The organism is Chitiniphilus eburneus (genome assembly GCF_005048205.1).
In the GTDB taxonomy this organism is placed as follows: Bacteria; Pseudomonadota; Gammaproteobacteria; order Burkholderiales; family Chitinibacteraceae; genus Chitiniphilus; species Chitiniphilus eburneus.
Genome location: NZ_SUMF01000012.1, coordinates 56,155 through 69,821 on the forward strand (window position 1 = coordinate 56,155; position 13,667 = coordinate 69,821).

A 13,667-nucleotide genomic window follows, 5' to 3' on the forward strand; every position below is an offset into this window, starting at 1 on the left:
AGAAAAAAGTCATGCAAAGTCAAAAGATTCGCATCCGCCTGAAGGCGTTCGACTACTCGCTGATCGACCGTTCCGCGCAGGAAATCGTCGAGACCGCCAAGCGCACCGGCGCCGTGGTCAAGGGCCCGGTTCCGCTGCCGACCAAGATCGAGCGTTTCGACGTGCTGCGTTCGCCGCACGTTAACAAGACTTCGCGCGACCAGTTCGAGATCCGCACCCACCAGCGTCTGATGGACATTGTCGATCCCACCGACAAGACCGTTGATGCGCTGATGAAGCTGGATCTGCCGGCTGGCGTGGACGTCGAAATCAAGCTCCAGTAATCGGAGCGTGCGCAGGCAGGCGGCCTTTTCATCGGGCAGCCTGCTTCGCCAGAAACAGATTGGTGATCCGCTTTCGCAGTGGATTTGCCAGAAGTGCAGCAACAGGCTTTGGTCGCGCTAAGTGCTTGCGGCGAAAGAAAAAGCTGTGCTAGTATCCCGGGCTTGCCGTTTTCAGGACGGCAAGTCCGTTTTTTTTATTCACTGGTTATTGCCGATCAATCGTAATCGGCCCTGAAAAGGAAATAACTATGAGCTTAGGTCTTGTCGGACGCAAAGTCGGCATGACCCGCGTCTTTGCCGAGGATGGTGCGTCCATCCCGGTGACGGTGCTGGATCTGTCCGCAAATCGCGTCACGCAAATCAAGACGCCGGAAACCGATGGCTATGCAGCCGTTCAGGTGACCTTCGGCGCAAAGAAGGCCAATCGTGTCAACAAGGCGGAAGCCGGTCACTTCGCGAAGGCGGGTGTCGAGGCTGGTCTGGGACTCGTCGAGTTCCTGATCTCCGCTGAAAAGGCTGCCGAACTGAAGGCCGGCGACGCATTGTCCGTCGAGCTGTTCGCTGTCGGCCAGTTGGTCGATGTCAGTGGCACCACCCAGGGTAAGGGTTTCTCTGGTGTGATCAAGCGTCACAACTTCAGCTCCAACCGCGCTTCGCACGGTAACTCCCGTTCGCACAACACGCCGGGCTCCATTGGTCAGGCGCAGGATCCGGGTCGTATTTTCCCCGGCAAGCGTATGGCCGGTCAGTACGGCAACGTGAGCTGCACTGTGCAAAACCTGGAAGTCGTTCGCGTCGATGCCGAGCGTCAACTGCTGTTGGTCAAGGGCGCAGTCCCGGGCTCCAAGGGCAATGACGTAGTGGTTCGTCCGAGTGTCAAGGCGGGTGCGTAATGGAACTGAAAGTCATCAATGCTAACGGCGAGGCGCAAGCCGCCGTCGCCGGGTCCGATACCCTGTTTGCTCGCGATTTCAACGAAGCGCTGGTCCACCAGGTTGTGACCGCCTACTTCGCCAACGCGCGCAGCGGCAATCGTGCCCAGAAAGACCGTGAAGACGTCAAGCACACCACCAAGAAGCCCTGGCGTCAGAAGGGTACGGGTCGCGCCCGTGCCGGTATGACTTCGTCGCCGCTGTGGCGCGGTGGTGGTCGGACCTTCCCGAACAGCCCGGACGAAAACTTCTCGCAAAAAGTGAACCGCAAGATGTACCGCGCCGGTATCGCGACCATCCTGTCGCAACTGGTGCGTGAAGATCGTCTGGTGGTGGTCGATTCGTTTGCGCTCGAAGCGCCGAAGACCAAGGCTTTCGTGCAGAAGCTCGAGTCGCTGAAGCTCGATTCCGCGCTGATCGTGACCAAGGAGCTCGACGAGAACCTGTATCTGGCCTCGCGTAACCTGCCGCACGTGCTCGTTCTCGAGCCGTCGCAAGTCGATCCGGTCAGCCTCGTTCGCTTCAAGAAGCTCGTGCTCACTCGCGACGCGCTGCAAGCTCTTGAGGAGATCTACGCATGACGCAATTTACCGAAAACCGTCTGTTGCAGGTTCTGCGTGCGCCCATCGTCTCCGAAAAGAGCACGCTGGTTGCCGACAAGAACGAGCAGATCGTGTTCCGTGTTGCCACCGATGCCACCAAGGCTGAGATCAAGGCTGCTGTAGAGCTGCTGTTCAAGGTCCAGGTCAAGGGTGTGTCCGTGGTCAACGTCAAGGGCAAGTCGAAGCGTTTCGGCCGTTTCAACGGTCGTCGCGCTGACTGGAAAAAGGCCTACGTGAGCCTGGTTCCGGGTCAGGAAATCGACCTTGCGGCCGCGCAGTAAGGAGACTGAAACATGGCATTGGTCAAAGTAAAACCGACGTCTGCTGGTCGCCGCGCCGTCGTCAAGGTGGTGAACCCGGATCTGCACAAGGGTGCGCCGTATGCACCCCTGCTCGAACCGCAAAGCAAGACCGCAGGCCGTAACAACCGCGGCGTGATCACGACCCGTCACAAGGGTGGTGGCCACAAGCAGCACTATCGCGTCATCGATTTCAAGCGCAACAAGGACGGCATTGTCGCCAAGGTTGAACGCCTGGAATACGACCCGAATCGTACCGCCAACATCGCGCTGCTGTGCTACGCCGATGGCGAGCGCCGCTACATCATTGCACCGAAGGGCCTGAAGGCCGGCATGACCGTCGTTTCCGGTTCGGAAGCGCCGATCAAGGCTGGTAACGCCCTGCCGATTCGCAACATCCCGGTGGGTTCGACGATCCATTGCGTCGAGTTGCAACCTGGCAAGGGTGCGCAGATCGCTCGCTCGGCGGGTGCTGGCGTGCAGTTGCTGGCTCGCGAAGGTGCATACGCTCAGTTGCGTCTGCGTTCCGGCGAAATCCGCAAGGTGCATATCGACTGCCGCGCCACGCTGGGCGAAGTCGGCAACGAGGAACATAGCCTGCGTTCTTACGGCAAGGCTGGTGCAAAGCGTTGGCTGGGTATTCGCCCGACCGTGCGCGGTACCGCCATGAACCCGATCGATCACCCGCACGGTGGTGGTGAGGGTCGTACCGGTGAAGGCCGCGTGCCGGTTAGCCCGTGGGGCCAGCCGACCAAGGGCTACCGTACCCGTAACAACAAGCGTACAGACGGCATGATCGTTCGCCGCCGTCCCGCGAATAAGGGGTAATAGAACATGGCACGTTCTGTCAAGAAGGGTCCGTTCGTAGACCTGCACCTGATCAAGAAGATCGAGGCTGCGCGCGGTTCGAACGACAAGCGCCCGATCAAGACCTGGTCGCGCCGGTCCACGGTGCTGCCGGACTTCGTCGGTCTGACGATCGCCGTGCACAACGGCCGTCAGCACGTACCGGTGTACGTGAACGAAAACATGGTTGGCCACAAGCTGGGCGAGTTCGCGCTCACCCGCACGTTCAAGGGCCATGCCGCGGACAAGAAAGCCAAGCGATAAGGTGACGACATGCAAGTATCCGCTGTACTGAGCAATGCTCGCCTCTCCGCGCAAAAGGCTCGACTGGTCGCTGACCTGGTTCGTGGCAAGCCGGTAGAGCAAGCGCTCAACATCCTGACCTTCAGTCCGAAGAAGGCCGCCGTCCTGATCAAGAAGGTGCTGGAGTCGGCAATTGCCAACGCCGAGCACAACGAAGGCGCCGACATCGACGCCCTCAAGGTCCGGACGATCTATGTGGACAAGGGGCCATCTCTCAAGCGTTTCACCGCTCGCGCCAAGGGCCGCGGTAACCGCATCGAGAAGCAGACCTGCCACATCACGCTGACTGTGGGCGACTAAGGAGCGATTATGGGTCAGAAAATTCATCCGACGGGTTTTCGTCTCGCCGTCACCAAAAACTGGGCCTCGCGCTGGTACGCCAACAGCCGTAACTTCGGCAAGATGCTTACCGAAGACATCGAGGTGCGCGACTTCCTGAAGAAGCGCCTCGCCAACGCCGCGGTCAGCCGCGTCGTGATCGAGCGCCCGGCCAAGAATGCCAAGATCACCATCTACACCGCACGTCCGGGTGTGGTGATCGGCAAGAAGGGCGAGGATATCGAACTGCTGAAGAAGCAGTTGCAGAACATCCTCAAGGTGCCGGTGCACGTCAACATCGAAGAAGTGCGCAAGCCGGAAATCGACGCGCAGATCATCGCCGACAGCATCTCGTCGCAGCTCGAAAAGCGCGTGATGTTCCGTCGTGCCATGAAGCGTGCGATGCAGAACGCCATGCGTCTGGGTGCCCAGGGCATCAAGATCATGTCGGCCGGTCGTCTGAACGGTATCGAAATCGCCCGTACCGAGTGGTACCGCGAAGGCCGCGTGCCGCTGCATACCCTGCGTGCTGACATCGACTACGCGACCAGCGAAGCGAAGACCACGTACGGCATCATCGGTATCAAGGTCTGGGTATACAAGGGCGAAGTGAAGCCGGGCGAAAAGGCCGCTGAACCGGCCCCGGATACCCAGCGCAAGGCACGTAAGGGGGCACGCAATGCTGCAGCCAACTAGACTCAAGTTCCGCAAGGTCCAGAAGGGCCGTAACACCGGCATCGCGACCCGCGGCAACAGTGTGGCGTTCGGTACCTGGGGCCTGAAGGCAACCACCCGTGGTCGCCTGACCGCCCGCCAGATCGAAGCGGCCCGCCGCGCGATCACCCGTCACATCAAGCGTGGCGGTCGCGTCTGGATTCGCGTGTTCCCGGACAAACCCATTTCGACCAAGCCGGCCGAAGTGCGGATGGGTAACGGTAAGGGCAGCCCGGAATACTGGGTTGCTGAAATTCAACCTGGCAAGGTCCTGTACGAGCTGGATGGCGTCAACGAGGAGCTCGCTCGCGAAGCCTTCCGTCTCGCCTCCGCCAAGCTGCCGTTCGGTACGACCTTCGTCACTCGTCAAGTGGGGCAATGATGAAAGCTGCTGAACTTCGTCAAAAGTCGGCCGACGAGCTCAAGGGCGAACTGACTGCCCTGTTGCGCGCCCAGTTCGGTCTGCGCATGCAGGCCGCTACCGGCCAGCTCGCCAAGTCGAGCGAACTGAAGCGTGTGCGCAAGGATATTGCGCGCGTCCGTACCATCCTGGCTCAGAAGGCTGCGTAACATGACCGAAGCAAAACTGAAGCGTACGCTGACCGGTCGTGTGGTCAGCAACAAGATGGATAAGACGGTCACCGTTTTGGTCGAGCATCTGGTCAAGCACCCGATCTACGGCAAGGTGATGCGTCGTTCCAAGAAGTACCACGCTCACGATGAAAGCAATCAATACAACGAAGGCGATCTGGTGACGATCGTGGAAACCCGTCCGGTTTCCAAGACCAAGTCCTGGGCTGTTGCCGAGTTGCTGGAAAAGGCTCGTACCGTCTAATTTATTAGAACGGTATAAGTTCTTGCGCGGGCATTGTACTTTGAGTACAATGCCCGTTTTTCCGTCTCACGGCAGCGCTAGTTGCCGTGTTTGTTTCTTCCCCCTTCGGGGTCCAAAACTGGTCGCGTTTGCCTGGTTTTGCCAGGCGTGATCCTGGTGTTGCCGGGATATTCGCGGGTTAAGTTGGAGGTTGTTTTTAAATGATCCAAATGCAATCCATGCTGGAGGTTGCGGACAACACTGGTGCGCGCAGCGTTATGTGCATCAAGGTGTTGGGCGGCTCCAAGCGTCGCTACGCAGCCGTTGGCGACATCATCAAGGTGAGCATCAAGGATGCGGCCCCGCGCGGTCGTGTCAAGAAGGGTGACGTGTACAACGCCGTGGTGGTTCGTACCGCCAAGGGCGTGCGTCGTTCGGATGGCTCGCTGATCAAGTTCGACGGCAACGCCGCCGTCCTCCTCAACAACAAGCTGGAGCCGATCGGCACCCGCATCTTCGGGCCGGTGACGCGTGAGTTGCGTACCGAGCGCTTCATGAAGATCGTGTCGCTCGCGCCGGAAGTGCTGTAAGGGGAACGGTATGAACAAGATTCGCAAGGGCGACGAAGTCGTCATCATCGCTGGCAAGGACAAGGGTCGTCGCGGCACCGTGCTGCGTGTATTCCCGGCCGACGACCGCGTGATCGTGGAAGGCATCAATGTGGTGAAGAAGCACCAGAAGCCGAACCCGATGCGCAACGTGCAAGGTGGCATCGTCGAAAAGACCATGCCGATTCATGTGTCCAACGTGGCGATCTTCAACGCCGCGACCGGCAAGGCCGACCGCGTGGGCTTCAAGGTGCTGGAAGACGGCAATAAGGTTCGCGTCTTCAAGTCCAACGGCGAAGTCGTCGGCGGCTAAGGGGTAGAACGAACATGACTCGTCTGCAAGATATTTACCAAGAAAAGATTGTGCCGGCGCTCATCGAGCAGTTCGGTTACAAGTCCGTGATGGAAGTGCCGCGCATCGAAAAGATCACCATCAACATGGGTGTGGGTGAAGCGGTTGCTGACAAGAAGGTGATGGAACACGCCGTAGGCGATCTGGAAAAGATCGCGGGTCAGAAGGTTGTCGTGACCAAGGCCAAGAAGTCCATCGCCGGCTTCAAGATTCGTGACGGGTATCCGGTTGGCTGCAAGGTCACCCTGCGTCGTGATCGCATGTATGAATTCCTCGATCGTCTGGTGACCGTGGCCCTGCCGCGCGTTCGCGACTTCCGCGGCATCCCCGCCAAGTCGTTCGACGGCCGTGGCAACTACAACATGGGCGTACGCGAACAGATCATTTTTCCTGAGATCGAGTACGACAAGATCGACGCGCTGCGTGGGATGAACATCACCATCACCACGACCGCCAAGACCGACGATGAAGCGCGCGCCCTGCTGGCCGCCTTCAAGTTCCCGTTCAAGAATTGAGGCGATCATGGCAAAACTTGCACTGATTAAACGCGAAGAGAAGCGCCGCGCAACCGTCGCCAAGTTCGCGGCCAAGCGCGAAAAGCTGCTGGCCGTGGTCAACGACCAGAGCGTTAGCGAAGAGGAGCGTTTTGCCGCGCGCCTCAAGCTGCAACAACTGCCGCGCAACGCCAGCCCGGTCCGCACCGGCTCCCGTTGCTCGATTACCGGCCGCCCGCGCGGCGTGTACCGCAAGTTCGGCCTTGGCCGTAACAAGCTGCGCGAATTGGCCATGAAGGGTGAAATCCCCGGCATGGTCAAGGCTAGCTGGTAATAGGAGAGATAAAACATGGCAATGCATGATCCTATCGCCGATATGCTCACCCGTATCCGTAACGCCCAGCGTGCGGAAAAAGGCGCCGTGACGATGCCGTCCTCGAAGTTGAAGGTCGCTATCGCCAAGGTGCTCCAGGACGAAGGCTATATCGAGTCGTTCGCCGTGACTGGCGACGTGAAGCCCGAGCTCAGCATCGAGCTGAAGTACTACGCCGGCCGCCCGGTCATCGAACGCATCGAACGCGTTTCGAAGCCTGGCCTGCGCATCTACAAGGGTGCCACGGATATTCCGCAGGTAATGAATGGTCTTGGCGTGGCAATCCTGTCCACGTCCAAGGGTGTGATGACCGATCGCAAGGCGCGTGCCAACGGTGTTGGTGGCGAGCTTCTGTGCTTCGTCGCGTAATGGGGTGAAACGATGTCTCGTGTAGCGAAGAACCCGGTCGCCATCCCGGCAGGTGTCGAAGTCAAGCTCAACGACGGTGCCATCACCGTCAAGGGCCCGAACGGCACGCTGAGCCAGGCGCTCGGCAGCAACGTCGAAGTCAAGATCGAAAACAACGAAGTCCTGTTTGCCGCCCGTGATGGCAGCAAGCCGGCCCGCGCAATGTCCGGTACCCTGCGCGCGCTGGTCAACAACATGGTGAACGGCGTTTCCAAGGGTTTCGAGCGCAAGCTCAACCTGGTGGGCGTCGGCTACCGTGCCCAGGCACAAGGCGATACGCTGAATCTGACGTTGGGCTTCTCCCACCCTGTGGCGCACAAGATGCCCGCTGGCGTGAAGGTGGAAACCCCGACCCAGACCGAAATCGTACTCAAATCTGCTGACAAGCAGGCTCTTGGTCAAGTGGCCGCTGAAATCCGTGCCTACCGCGCACCCGAACCGTACAAGGGCAAGGGTGTTCGTTATTCGGACGAAGTGGTTGTTCTGAAAGAAACCAAGAAGAAGTAATCGAGGCTGAATCATGGACAAGAAAGAGACTCGACTCCGCCGCGCACGTAAAACTCGTGCCAAGATTGCGGAGCTCAAGGTGGTGCGCCTCTCGGTGCATCGTACCAACAGCCATATCTACGCTCAGGTCATCGATGCGGACAGCGCCAAGGTGCTGGCCAGCGCGTCGACGCTCGAAGCTGAAGTGCGTGGCCAGGTCAAGAACGGCGGCAGCGTCGACGCTGCTACCCTGATCGGCAAGCGCATCGCCGAGAAGGCCCGTGCTGCTGGTGTGGAGAAGGTTGCGTTCGACCGCTCCGGTTTCCATTACCACGGTCGCGTGAAGGCGCTTGCTGACGCCGCACGCGAAGGCGGCCTCGTCTTCTAATTTGGAGTGATCAAATGGCTAGGAACGAAGTAGAAGATCGCAGCGACGGCCTTCGCGAGAAGATGGTGAGCGTGAATCGCGTCACCAAGGTCGTGAAGGGTGGTCGTATTCTCGGCTTCGCCGCGCTGACCGTGGTCGGTGATGGCGATGGCGGCGTTGGCATGGGCAAGGGCAAGGCGAAGGAAGTGCCGGTCGCAGTGCAAAAGGCACTGGACGAAGCCCGTCGCAAACTGTTCAAGGCTCCGCTGAAGAACGGTACCGTGCCGCACGCGGTGGTTGGTCGCCATGGCGCCACCACCGTGTTCATGCAGCCCGCTCCCGATGGTACCGGCATTATCGCCGGCGGCCCGATGCGCGCCGTGTTCGAAGTGGCCGGCGTGCATAACGTCAGCGCCAAGATCCATGGCTCGACCAACCCGTACAACGTGGTTCGCGCCACGCTGGATGGTTTGGCCAAGCTGCAAACGGCGGGTGACATTGCTGCCAAGCGCGGCAAGACCGTCGAAGAAATCCTGGGGGACGCATAAATGAGCGACGCCAAGAAAGTCAAGGTCACGCTCGTCAAGAGCCTGATCGGACGTCTGGAATCGCACCAGGCGTGCGCGCGTGGTCTTGGTCTGCGTAAGCTGAACAGCTCGGCTGAAGTGATCGATACGCCGGCCAACCGCGGCATGATCAACAAGATCAGCTACCTGCTGAAGGTGGAGGGCTAATCATGTCTCTCGTACTGAACAACCTGAAGCCTGCCGAAGGCTCGACTCACGCCAAGAAGCGTGTCGGTCGTGGCATCGGTTCCGGTCTGGGCAAGACTGCCGGCCGTGGTCACAAGGGTCAGAAATCCCGCGCCGGCGGTTTCCACAAGGTTGGCTTTGAAGGCGGTCAAATGCCGCTGCAACGCCGCCTGCCGAAGCGTGGTTTCGTTTCGCTTGCCAAGGGCAAGAGCGCCGAAGTGCGCTTGTCCGACTTGAATGCACTGCCGGTCAACGAGATCGACTACGCAGTGCTGCTGCAGGCCGGTGTGATCGGCCAGCACGCTCAAGCGGTCAAGGTCATCCTGGCTGGCAAGATCGAACGTGCCGTTACCTTGAAGGGCCTGTCGGTCACCAAGGGTGCGCGCGCCGCGATCGAAGCTGCCGGTGGCAGCATCGCCGAGTAACCGAGCTCAAGTCAGAGGCAGCAACGTGGCAAATCCCGCTATGGCTTCCGCAGGCAACAAGTTCGCGGATCTGAAGAAGCGGATCTGGTTCCTGATCGGTGCACTGATTGTGTACCGTATCGGGGCACATATCCCCGTGCCGGGCATCAACCCGGCGGAACTGGCTAAGCTGTTCAATTCCTCGCAAACCGGCCTGCTGAACATGTTCAACATGTTCTCGGGCGGTGCGTTGTCGCGCTTCACCGTGTTTGCTATCGGGATCATGCCGTATATTTCGGCGTCGATCATCATGCAGCTCGGCTCCGAAGTGTTTCCTTCGCTCAAGCAATTGAAGAAGGAAGGCGAGGCCGGCCGGCGCAAGATCACGCAGTACACGCGCTATGCCACGGTGCTGCTTGCAACCGCGCAGAGCTTCGGCATTGCGATGATGTTGTTCAAGCAGCCCAACCTGGTGCTTCTGCCGCAAGGCATGTTCCTCTTTACCACGGTGGTCACGCTGGTCACCGGCACCATGTTCCTGATGTGGCTGGGTGAGCAGATCACGGAGCGCGGTATCGGCAACGGGATCTCGATCCTGATCTGTGCCGGTATTGCAGCCGGCGTGCCGAGTGCCATTGGCAAGACGCTGTCGCTGGTGCAGGCGGGTAGCCTGCACGAGATCATGGCGTTGTTCTTGGCCGTGGCCGTGGTGCTGCTGACCGCAGCGGTGGTGTTCGTGGAGCGTGGTCAACGCAAGGTGCCGGTGCAATATGCCAAGCGCCAGGTCGGTAACCGCGTGATGCAGGCCCAGAGCACCCATCTGCCGCTGAAGATCAATATGGCGGGTGTCATTCCGCCGATCTTCGCGTCGTCGATCATCCTGTTTCCCGCAACGTTGCTGTCCTGGACTGGCAACAGCGAGAAGCTGGGGTGGCTGAAGGCGATCGGCGATACGCTGCACCCGGGCCAGCCCGTGTATGTACTGCTTTATGCCGCAGCGATCATTTTCTTCTGCTACTTCTATACCGCCCTGGTGTTCAATCCCCGGGAAACCGCGGACAACCTGAAGAAGAGCGGGGCAATGATTCCGGGTTATCGCCCGGGCGAGCATACGGCCCGTTACATCGAAAAACTGATTCTGAAGCTGACGTTGATCGGCGCCGTCTATATCACGGTGATCTGTCTGATTCCTGAGTTCCTGATCCTGAAATGGAATGTCCCGTTCTATTTCGGTGGTACGTCGCTGCTGATTCTGGTGGTGGTGACCATGGACTTCATGGCGCAGATGCAGTCCTACGTGCTGTCGCATCAGTACGAGAGCCTGCTGAAGAAGGCAAACTTCAAAGGCGCGGCCTAAGCCGGATTGAATCGACTAGCCATGGCGAAAGAAGACGTTATTCAGATGCAGGGCGAAGTCCTGGAAACGCTGCCTAACGCAACGTTCAAGGTCAAGCTTGAAAACGGACATGTGGTCCTTGGTCATATCTCCGGCAAGATGCGGATGCACTATATCCGCATCCTTCCCGGTGACAAGGTTACGGTGGAACTCACCCCTTACGATCTGACCAAGGCTCGCATCGTATTCCGGACGAAGTGATTCGAACGGAATCTCACTTTAGATGAAAGGACCAGACGATGAGAGTTCAAGCATCGGTCAAGAAAATCTGCCGCAACTGCAAGATCATCCGCCGCAATCGCGTGGTGCGCGTGATCTGCACGGATCCGCGGCACAAGCAGCGCCAGGGCTGATTGAGTCAATCAGCTCAGGTTGCTATAATCCGCAACTTTTTGAACCTGGGGTAAAGAAGTATGGCCCGTATTGCTGGGGTTAACATCCCTAATCATCAGCATACTGTGATCGGCCTTCAGGCAATCTATGGCATTGGCCGCACTCGTGCGATCTCTGTCTGCGCTGCCACCGGCATCGAGCCGAACAAGAAGGTTAAAGATCTCAGCGAAGCTGAGTTGGACAAGCTGCGTGAAGAAGTCGGCAAGTACATTGTCGAAGGCGATCTGCGTCGCGAAGTCACGATGAGCATCAAGCGTCTGATGGACCTTGGCTGCTATCGCGGTTTCCGTCATCGCAAGGGCCTTCCGGTGCGCGGCCAACGCACGCGTACCAATGCGCGCACTCGCAAGGGCCCGCGCAAGCCTATCGCCGGCAAGAAATAATCGCCGCAGCGTAAATTAAGGATTTAAAGAATGGCTAAAGCAAACACAGTGCGTGTACGGAAGAAAGTCAAAAAGAGCGTGTCGGAAGGCATCGTGCATGTGCACGCGTCTTTCAATAACACGATCATTACCATCACCGATCGCCAAGGCAATGCACTTTCTTGGGCTACCTCGGGCGGTGCTGGTTTCAAGGGCTCTCGGAAAAGTACACCCTTCGCAGCCCAGGTGGCCGCGGAGCACGCTGGTAAAGTTGCCCAAGAATATGGTGTGAAGAACCTTGAAGTTCGTATCAAGGGTCCTGGTCCGGGTCGCGAATCCGCCGTGCGTGCATTGAACGCACTCGGCTTCAAGATCACCAGCATTTCGGATGTGACTCCGGTGCCGCATAACGGCTGCCGTCCTCCGAAAAAGCGTCGTATCTAATCCCGGAGTAGAACATGGCTCGTTATATTGGACCCAAGTGCAAACTCGCACGTCGCGAAGGCACGGATCTTTTCCTCAAGAGCGCGCGTCGTTCGCTCGACAGCAAGTGCAAGCTGGAACAAGCCCCAGGCCAGCATGGCGCTAAGAACACCCGTCTGTCCGACTACGGCGTTCACCTGCGCGAAAAGCAAAAGATCCGTCGTATCTACGGCGTGCTGGAACGTCAGTTCCGTCGTTATTTCGAAGAAGCTGCTCGCCGCAAGGGCTCGACCGGTGAAAACCTGTTGAAGCTGCTCGAGTCGCGCCTGGACAACGTTGTCTACCGCATGGGCTTTGCCTCCACTCGTGCCGAAGCGCGCCAGCTGGTGTCGCACAAGGCTGTCGTGGTCAATGGCAATGTCGTGAACATTCCTTCCTTCCAGGTGAAGACTGGCGACGCCGTTTCGGTGCGCGAGAAGGCCAAGAAGCAAGTGCGTATTCAAGAAGCACTGTCGCTGGCCGAAGGCATCGGTTTCCCGAACTGGGTGCAGGTCGACAGCAAGAAAATGGAAGGCGTGTTCAAGAATGCGCCGGAGCGTTCCGATCTTTCCAGCGATATCAATGAATCGCTGGTCGTGGAATTCTACTCCAAGTAATTAGCTGCCCCGGAAAGGCCAAGGGATACTGATACATGCAAAACCTCGCTAATGAGTTGCTCAAGCCGCGCATCATCGACGTGCAGGCTCACTCTTCCGCCCAGGCTCGGGTGGTGATGGAGCCGTTCGAGCGCGGTTACGGCCATACGCTCGGTAACGCCCTGCGCCGCATCCTGCTGTCTTCGATGCCGGGGTTCGCACCCACCGAGGTGAAGATCGAGGGTGTCGTCCATGAATACTCCGCGCTGGATGGCGTGCAGGAAGACGTGGTCGACATTCTGCTGAACCTCAAGGGTGTCGTGCTGAAGCTGCACGGCCGTGAAGCCGTGGCGTTGACACTGACCAAGGATGGCCAGGGTGTTGTGAAGGCTGGCGATATCCAGGTGCCGCATGACGTGGAAGTGGTCAATCCCGATCACGTCATTGCGCATCTGTCCGCTGGCGGCAAGCTGAACATGGAAATCAAGGTGGAGAAGGGCCGTGGCTATCAGCCTGCGCCTGCCCGTGCCAATCGCGACGAGTCGCGTAGCATCGGCACCATCCAGCTCGACGCTTCCTTCAGCCCGATCCGCCGCGTCAGCTATGCCGTCGAAAGCGCCCGTGTCGAGCAACGTACCGACCTGGATCGCCTGATTCTCGAGATCGAAACCAATGGGGTGTTGACGCCGGAAGATGCAGTGCGCCAAGCCGCCCGCATTCTGGTGGATCAGCTCTCCGTATTTGCCGATCTCGAAGGCACGCCGATCGAGGAAGAGAAGCCGGCCGCACCGCAGATCGATCCGATCCTGCTCCGCCCGGTGGATGACCTCGAATTGACGGTGCGTTCGGCCAACTGCTTGAAGGCCGAAAACATCTATTACATCGGCGATCTGATCCAGCGCACCGAGACCGAGCTTCTCAAGGCGCCGAACCTGGGCCGCAAGTCCTTGAATGAAATCAAGGAAGTGCTCGCCTCGAAGGGCCTCAGCCTGGGCATGCGCCTCGAAAACTGGCCGCCGGCCGGCTTGGACAAGCCGTGATCGGCAAGGTAAAGGAACTGACA

At 58.9% G+C, this 13,667-nt stretch carries 28 protein-coding genes; all 28 read left to right on the top strand.

What is annotated here, in order from left to right:
- The first annotated feature begins 11 nt into the window (after positions 1-11).
- The 28 genes from rpsJ (at position 12) to FAZ21_RS11830 (ending at position 13,644) form a co-directional block, all read left to right on the top strand.
- Positions 12-323 (top strand): 30S ribosomal protein S10, encoded by a 312-nt coding sequence (gene rpsJ, locus FAZ21_RS11695; RefSeq protein WP_136773624.1) that lies wholly within the window; start codon positions 12-14, stop codon positions 321-323.
- A gap of 248 nt (positions 324-571) precedes the next feature.
- Positions 572-1,216, top strand: coding sequence for a 50S ribosomal protein L3 (gene rplC / locus FAZ21_RS11700; RefSeq protein WP_136773625.1), 645 nt, complete (start codon positions 572-574; stop codon positions 1,214-1,216).
- Positions 1,216-1,836: a 50S ribosomal protein L4 gene (gene rplD / locus FAZ21_RS11705; protein WP_136773626.1), complete on the top strand. Its 621-nt coding sequence runs from the start codon at positions 1,216-1,218 to the stop codon at positions 1,834-1,836. The genes rplC and rplD overlap by 1 nt, the downstream gene beginning before the upstream one ends.
- Positions 1,833-2,138: a 50S ribosomal protein L23 gene (gene rplW / locus FAZ21_RS11710; protein WP_136773627.1), complete on the top strand. Its 306-nt coding sequence runs from the start codon at positions 1,833-1,835 to the stop codon at positions 2,136-2,138. The genes rplD and rplW overlap by 4 nt, the downstream gene beginning before the upstream one ends.
- Positions 2,139-2,150: 12 nt before the next feature.
- Complete coding sequence (rplB, locus tag FAZ21_RS11715; protein ID WP_136773628.1) at positions 2,151-2,984, top strand: 50S ribosomal protein L2; 834 nt, start codon at positions 2,151-2,153, stop codon at positions 2,982-2,984.
- 6 nt (positions 2,985-2,990) lie between these two features.
- On the top strand, positions 2,991-3,266 hold the full coding sequence (gene rpsS / locus FAZ21_RS11720; protein ID WP_136773629.1) for a 30S ribosomal protein S19: 276 nt from the start codon (positions 2,991-2,993) through the stop codon (positions 3,264-3,266).
- Between the two features lie 9 nt (positions 3,267-3,275).
- Positions 3,276-3,605: a 50S ribosomal protein L22 gene (gene rplV / locus FAZ21_RS11725; protein WP_136773630.1), complete on the top strand. Its 330-nt coding sequence runs from the start codon at positions 3,276-3,278 to the stop codon at positions 3,603-3,605.
- Positions 3,606-3,614: 9 nt separating this feature from the next.
- Complete coding sequence (gene rpsC, locus FAZ21_RS11730) at positions 3,615-4,319, top strand: 30S ribosomal protein S3 (RefSeq protein ID WP_136773631.1); 705 nt, start codon at positions 3,615-3,617, stop codon at positions 4,317-4,319.
- Entirely contained in the window at positions 4,303-4,719 is a 417-nt protein-coding gene (rplP, locus tag FAZ21_RS11735) for a 50S ribosomal protein L16 (protein WP_018748539.1), read from the top strand. Before rpsC ends, rplP begins: the two co-directional genes overlap by 17 nt.
- Positions 4,719-4,907, top strand: a complete 189-nt coding sequence (gene rpmC, locus FAZ21_RS11740; protein WP_026263047.1) for a 50S ribosomal protein L29 — start codon at positions 4,719-4,721, stop codon at positions 4,905-4,907. Before rplP ends, rpmC begins: the two co-directional genes overlap by 1 nt.
- Position 4,908: 1 nt before the next feature.
- Positions 4,909-5,172, top strand: a complete 264-nt coding sequence (rpsQ, locus tag FAZ21_RS11745) for a 30S ribosomal protein S17 (RefSeq protein WP_136773632.1) — start codon at positions 4,909-4,911, stop codon at positions 5,170-5,172.
- A gap of 200 nt (positions 5,173-5,372) precedes the next feature.
- Positions 5,373-5,741, top strand: coding sequence for a 50S ribosomal protein L14 (rplN, locus tag FAZ21_RS11750; RefSeq protein WP_136773633.1), 369 nt, complete (start codon positions 5,373-5,375; stop codon positions 5,739-5,741).
- 10 nt (positions 5,742-5,751) lie between these two features.
- Complete coding sequence (rplX, locus tag FAZ21_RS11755) at positions 5,752-6,072, top strand: 50S ribosomal protein L24 (protein WP_136773634.1); 321 nt, start codon at positions 5,752-5,754, stop codon at positions 6,070-6,072.
- Positions 6,073-6,086: 14 nt separating this feature from the next.
- Positions 6,087-6,626, top strand: coding sequence for a 50S ribosomal protein L5 (gene rplE, locus FAZ21_RS11760; protein ID WP_026263046.1), 540 nt, complete (start codon positions 6,087-6,089; stop codon positions 6,624-6,626).
- A 7-nt stretch (positions 6,627-6,633) separates the two neighbouring features.
- Positions 6,634-6,939: a 30S ribosomal protein S14 gene (gene rpsN, locus FAZ21_RS11765; RefSeq protein ID WP_136773635.1), complete on the top strand. Its 306-nt coding sequence runs from the start codon at positions 6,634-6,636 to the stop codon at positions 6,937-6,939.
- Positions 6,940-6,954: 15 nt separating this feature from the next.
- Complete coding sequence (gene rpsH, locus FAZ21_RS11770) at positions 6,955-7,347, top strand: 30S ribosomal protein S8 (protein ID WP_136773636.1); 393 nt, start codon at positions 6,955-6,957, stop codon at positions 7,345-7,347.
- A gap of 12 nt (positions 7,348-7,359) precedes the next feature.
- Positions 7,360-7,893, top strand: a complete 534-nt coding sequence (rplF, locus tag FAZ21_RS11775) for a 50S ribosomal protein L6 (protein WP_136773637.1) — start codon at positions 7,360-7,362, stop codon at positions 7,891-7,893.
- Between the two features lie 13 nt (positions 7,894-7,906).
- On the top strand, positions 7,907-8,260 hold the full coding sequence (gene rplR / locus FAZ21_RS11780; protein WP_136773638.1) for a 50S ribosomal protein L18: 354 nt from the start codon (positions 7,907-7,909) through the stop codon (positions 8,258-8,260).
- A gap of 14 nt (positions 8,261-8,274) precedes the next feature.
- Positions 8,275-8,787, top strand: a complete 513-nt coding sequence (gene rpsE, locus FAZ21_RS11785) for a 30S ribosomal protein S5 (RefSeq protein ID WP_136773639.1) — start codon at positions 8,275-8,277, stop codon at positions 8,785-8,787.
- Positions 8,788-8,973 (top strand): 50S ribosomal protein L30, encoded by a 186-nt coding sequence (gene rpmD / locus FAZ21_RS11790; protein WP_136773640.1) that lies wholly within the window; start codon positions 8,788-8,790, stop codon positions 8,971-8,973.
- Positions 8,974-8,975: 2 nt separating this feature from the next.
- Complete coding sequence (rplO, locus tag FAZ21_RS11795; protein ID WP_136773641.1) at positions 8,976-9,416, top strand: 50S ribosomal protein L15; 441 nt, start codon at positions 8,976-8,978, stop codon at positions 9,414-9,416.
- 40 nt (positions 9,417-9,456) lie between these two features.
- Complete coding sequence (gene secY / locus FAZ21_RS11800) at positions 9,457-10,752, top strand: preprotein translocase subunit SecY (RefSeq protein WP_211243444.1); 1,296 nt, start codon at positions 9,457-9,459, stop codon at positions 10,750-10,752.
- Between the two features lie 21 nt (positions 10,753-10,773).
- Positions 10,774-10,992: a translation initiation factor IF-1 gene (gene infA, locus FAZ21_RS11805; RefSeq protein WP_136773643.1), complete on the top strand. Its 219-nt coding sequence runs from the start codon at positions 10,774-10,776 to the stop codon at positions 10,990-10,992.
- Positions 10,993-11,030: 38 nt separating this feature from the next.
- On the top strand, positions 11,031-11,144 hold the full coding sequence (rpmJ, locus tag FAZ21_RS11810; RefSeq protein WP_018748524.1) for a 50S ribosomal protein L36: 114 nt from the start codon (positions 11,031-11,033) through the stop codon (positions 11,142-11,144).
- A 60-nt stretch (positions 11,145-11,204) separates the two neighbouring features.
- On the top strand, positions 11,205-11,567 hold the full coding sequence (rpsM, locus tag FAZ21_RS11815; protein ID WP_136773644.1) for a 30S ribosomal protein S13: 363 nt from the start codon (positions 11,205-11,207) through the stop codon (positions 11,565-11,567).
- 30 nt (positions 11,568-11,597) lie between these two features.
- A complete protein-coding gene (gene rpsK, locus FAZ21_RS11820) occupies positions 11,598-11,990 on the top strand; it encodes a 30S ribosomal protein S11 (RefSeq protein WP_018748522.1) in 393 nt (130 codons plus the stop codon).
- 14 nt (positions 11,991-12,004) lie between these two features.
- Positions 12,005-12,625 (top strand): 30S ribosomal protein S4, encoded by a 621-nt coding sequence (gene rpsD, locus FAZ21_RS11825; RefSeq protein ID WP_018748521.1) that lies wholly within the window; start codon positions 12,005-12,007, stop codon positions 12,623-12,625.
- 35 nt (positions 12,626-12,660) lie between these two features.
- On the top strand, positions 12,661-13,644 hold the full coding sequence (locus FAZ21_RS11830) for a DNA-directed RNA polymerase subunit alpha (protein ID WP_136773645.1): 984 nt from the start codon (positions 12,661-12,663) through the stop codon (positions 13,642-13,644).
- Positions 13,645-13,667 lie beyond the last annotated feature (23 nt).

Excerpts from the sequence above, each read along its gene's own strand:
- rpsJ (WP_136773624.1), top strand. The coding sequence starts at position 12 with ATGCAAAGTCAAAAGATTCGCATCCGCCTGAAGGCGTTCGACTACTCG.
- rplC (WP_136773625.1), top strand. The coding sequence starts at position 572 with ATGAGCTTAGGTCTTGTCGGACGCAAAGTCGGCATGACCCGCGTCTTT.
- rplD (WP_136773626.1), top strand. The coding sequence starts at position 1,216 with ATGGAACTGAAAGTCATCAATGCTAACGGCGAGGCGCAAGCCGCCGTC.
- rplW (WP_136773627.1), top strand. The coding sequence starts at position 1,833 with ATGACGCAATTTACCGAAAACCGTCTGTTGCAGGTTCTGCGTGCGCCC.
- rplB (WP_136773628.1), top strand. The coding sequence starts at position 2,151 with ATGGCATTGGTCAAAGTAAAACCGACGTCTGCTGGTCGCCGCGCCGTC.
- rpsS (WP_136773629.1), top strand. The coding sequence starts at position 2,991 with ATGGCACGTTCTGTCAAGAAGGGTCCGTTCGTAGACCTGCACCTGATC.
- rplV (WP_136773630.1), top strand. The coding sequence starts at position 3,276 with ATGCAAGTATCCGCTGTACTGAGCAATGCTCGCCTCTCCGCGCAAAAG.
- rpsC (WP_136773631.1), top strand. The coding sequence starts at position 3,615 with ATGGGTCAGAAAATTCATCCGACGGGTTTTCGTCTCGCCGTCACCAAA.
- rplP (WP_018748539.1), top strand. The coding sequence starts at position 4,303 with ATGCTGCAGCCAACTAGACTCAAGTTCCGCAAGGTCCAGAAGGGCCGT.
- rpmC (WP_026263047.1), top strand. The coding sequence starts at position 4,719 with ATGAAAGCTGCTGAACTTCGTCAAAAGTCGGCCGACGAGCTCAAGGGC.
- rpsQ (WP_136773632.1), top strand. The coding sequence starts at position 4,909 with ATGACCGAAGCAAAACTGAAGCGTACGCTGACCGGTCGTGTGGTCAGC.
- rplN (WP_136773633.1), top strand. The coding sequence starts at position 5,373 with ATGATCCAAATGCAATCCATGCTGGAGGTTGCGGACAACACTGGTGCG.
- rplX (WP_136773634.1), top strand. The coding sequence starts at position 5,752 with ATGAACAAGATTCGCAAGGGCGACGAAGTCGTCATCATCGCTGGCAAG.
- rplE (WP_026263046.1), top strand. The coding sequence starts at position 6,087 with ATGACTCGTCTGCAAGATATTTACCAAGAAAAGATTGTGCCGGCGCTC.
- rpsN (WP_136773635.1), top strand. The coding sequence starts at position 6,634 with ATGGCAAAACTTGCACTGATTAAACGCGAAGAGAAGCGCCGCGCAACC.
- rpsH (WP_136773636.1), top strand. The coding sequence starts at position 6,955 with ATGGCAATGCATGATCCTATCGCCGATATGCTCACCCGTATCCGTAAC.
- rplF (WP_136773637.1), top strand. The coding sequence starts at position 7,360 with ATGTCTCGTGTAGCGAAGAACCCGGTCGCCATCCCGGCAGGTGTCGAA.
- rplR (WP_136773638.1), top strand. The coding sequence starts at position 7,907 with ATGGACAAGAAAGAGACTCGACTCCGCCGCGCACGTAAAACTCGTGCC.
- rpsE (WP_136773639.1), top strand. The coding sequence starts at position 8,275 with ATGGCTAGGAACGAAGTAGAAGATCGCAGCGACGGCCTTCGCGAGAAG.
- rpmD (WP_136773640.1), top strand. The coding sequence starts at position 8,788 with ATGAGCGACGCCAAGAAAGTCAAGGTCACGCTCGTCAAGAGCCTGATC.
- rplO (WP_136773641.1), top strand. The coding sequence starts at position 8,976 with ATGTCTCTCGTACTGAACAACCTGAAGCCTGCCGAAGGCTCGACTCAC.
- secY (WP_211243444.1), top strand. The coding sequence starts at position 9,457 with ATGGCTTCCGCAGGCAACAAGTTCGCGGATCTGAAGAAGCGGATCTGG.
- infA (WP_136773643.1), top strand. The coding sequence starts at position 10,774 with ATGGCGAAAGAAGACGTTATTCAGATGCAGGGCGAAGTCCTGGAAACG.
- rpmJ (WP_018748524.1), top strand. The coding sequence starts at position 11,031 with ATGAGAGTTCAAGCATCGGTCAAGAAAATCTGCCGCAACTGCAAGATC.
- rpsM (WP_136773644.1), top strand. The coding sequence starts at position 11,205 with ATGGCCCGTATTGCTGGGGTTAACATCCCTAATCATCAGCATACTGTG.
- rpsK (WP_018748522.1), top strand. The coding sequence starts at position 11,598 with ATGGCTAAAGCAAACACAGTGCGTGTACGGAAGAAAGTCAAAAAGAGC.
- rpsD (WP_018748521.1), top strand. The coding sequence starts at position 12,005 with ATGGCTCGTTATATTGGACCCAAGTGCAAACTCGCACGTCGCGAAGGC.
- FAZ21_RS11830 (WP_136773645.1), top strand. The coding sequence starts at position 12,661 with ATGCAAAACCTCGCTAATGAGTTGCTCAAGCCGCGCATCATCGACGTG.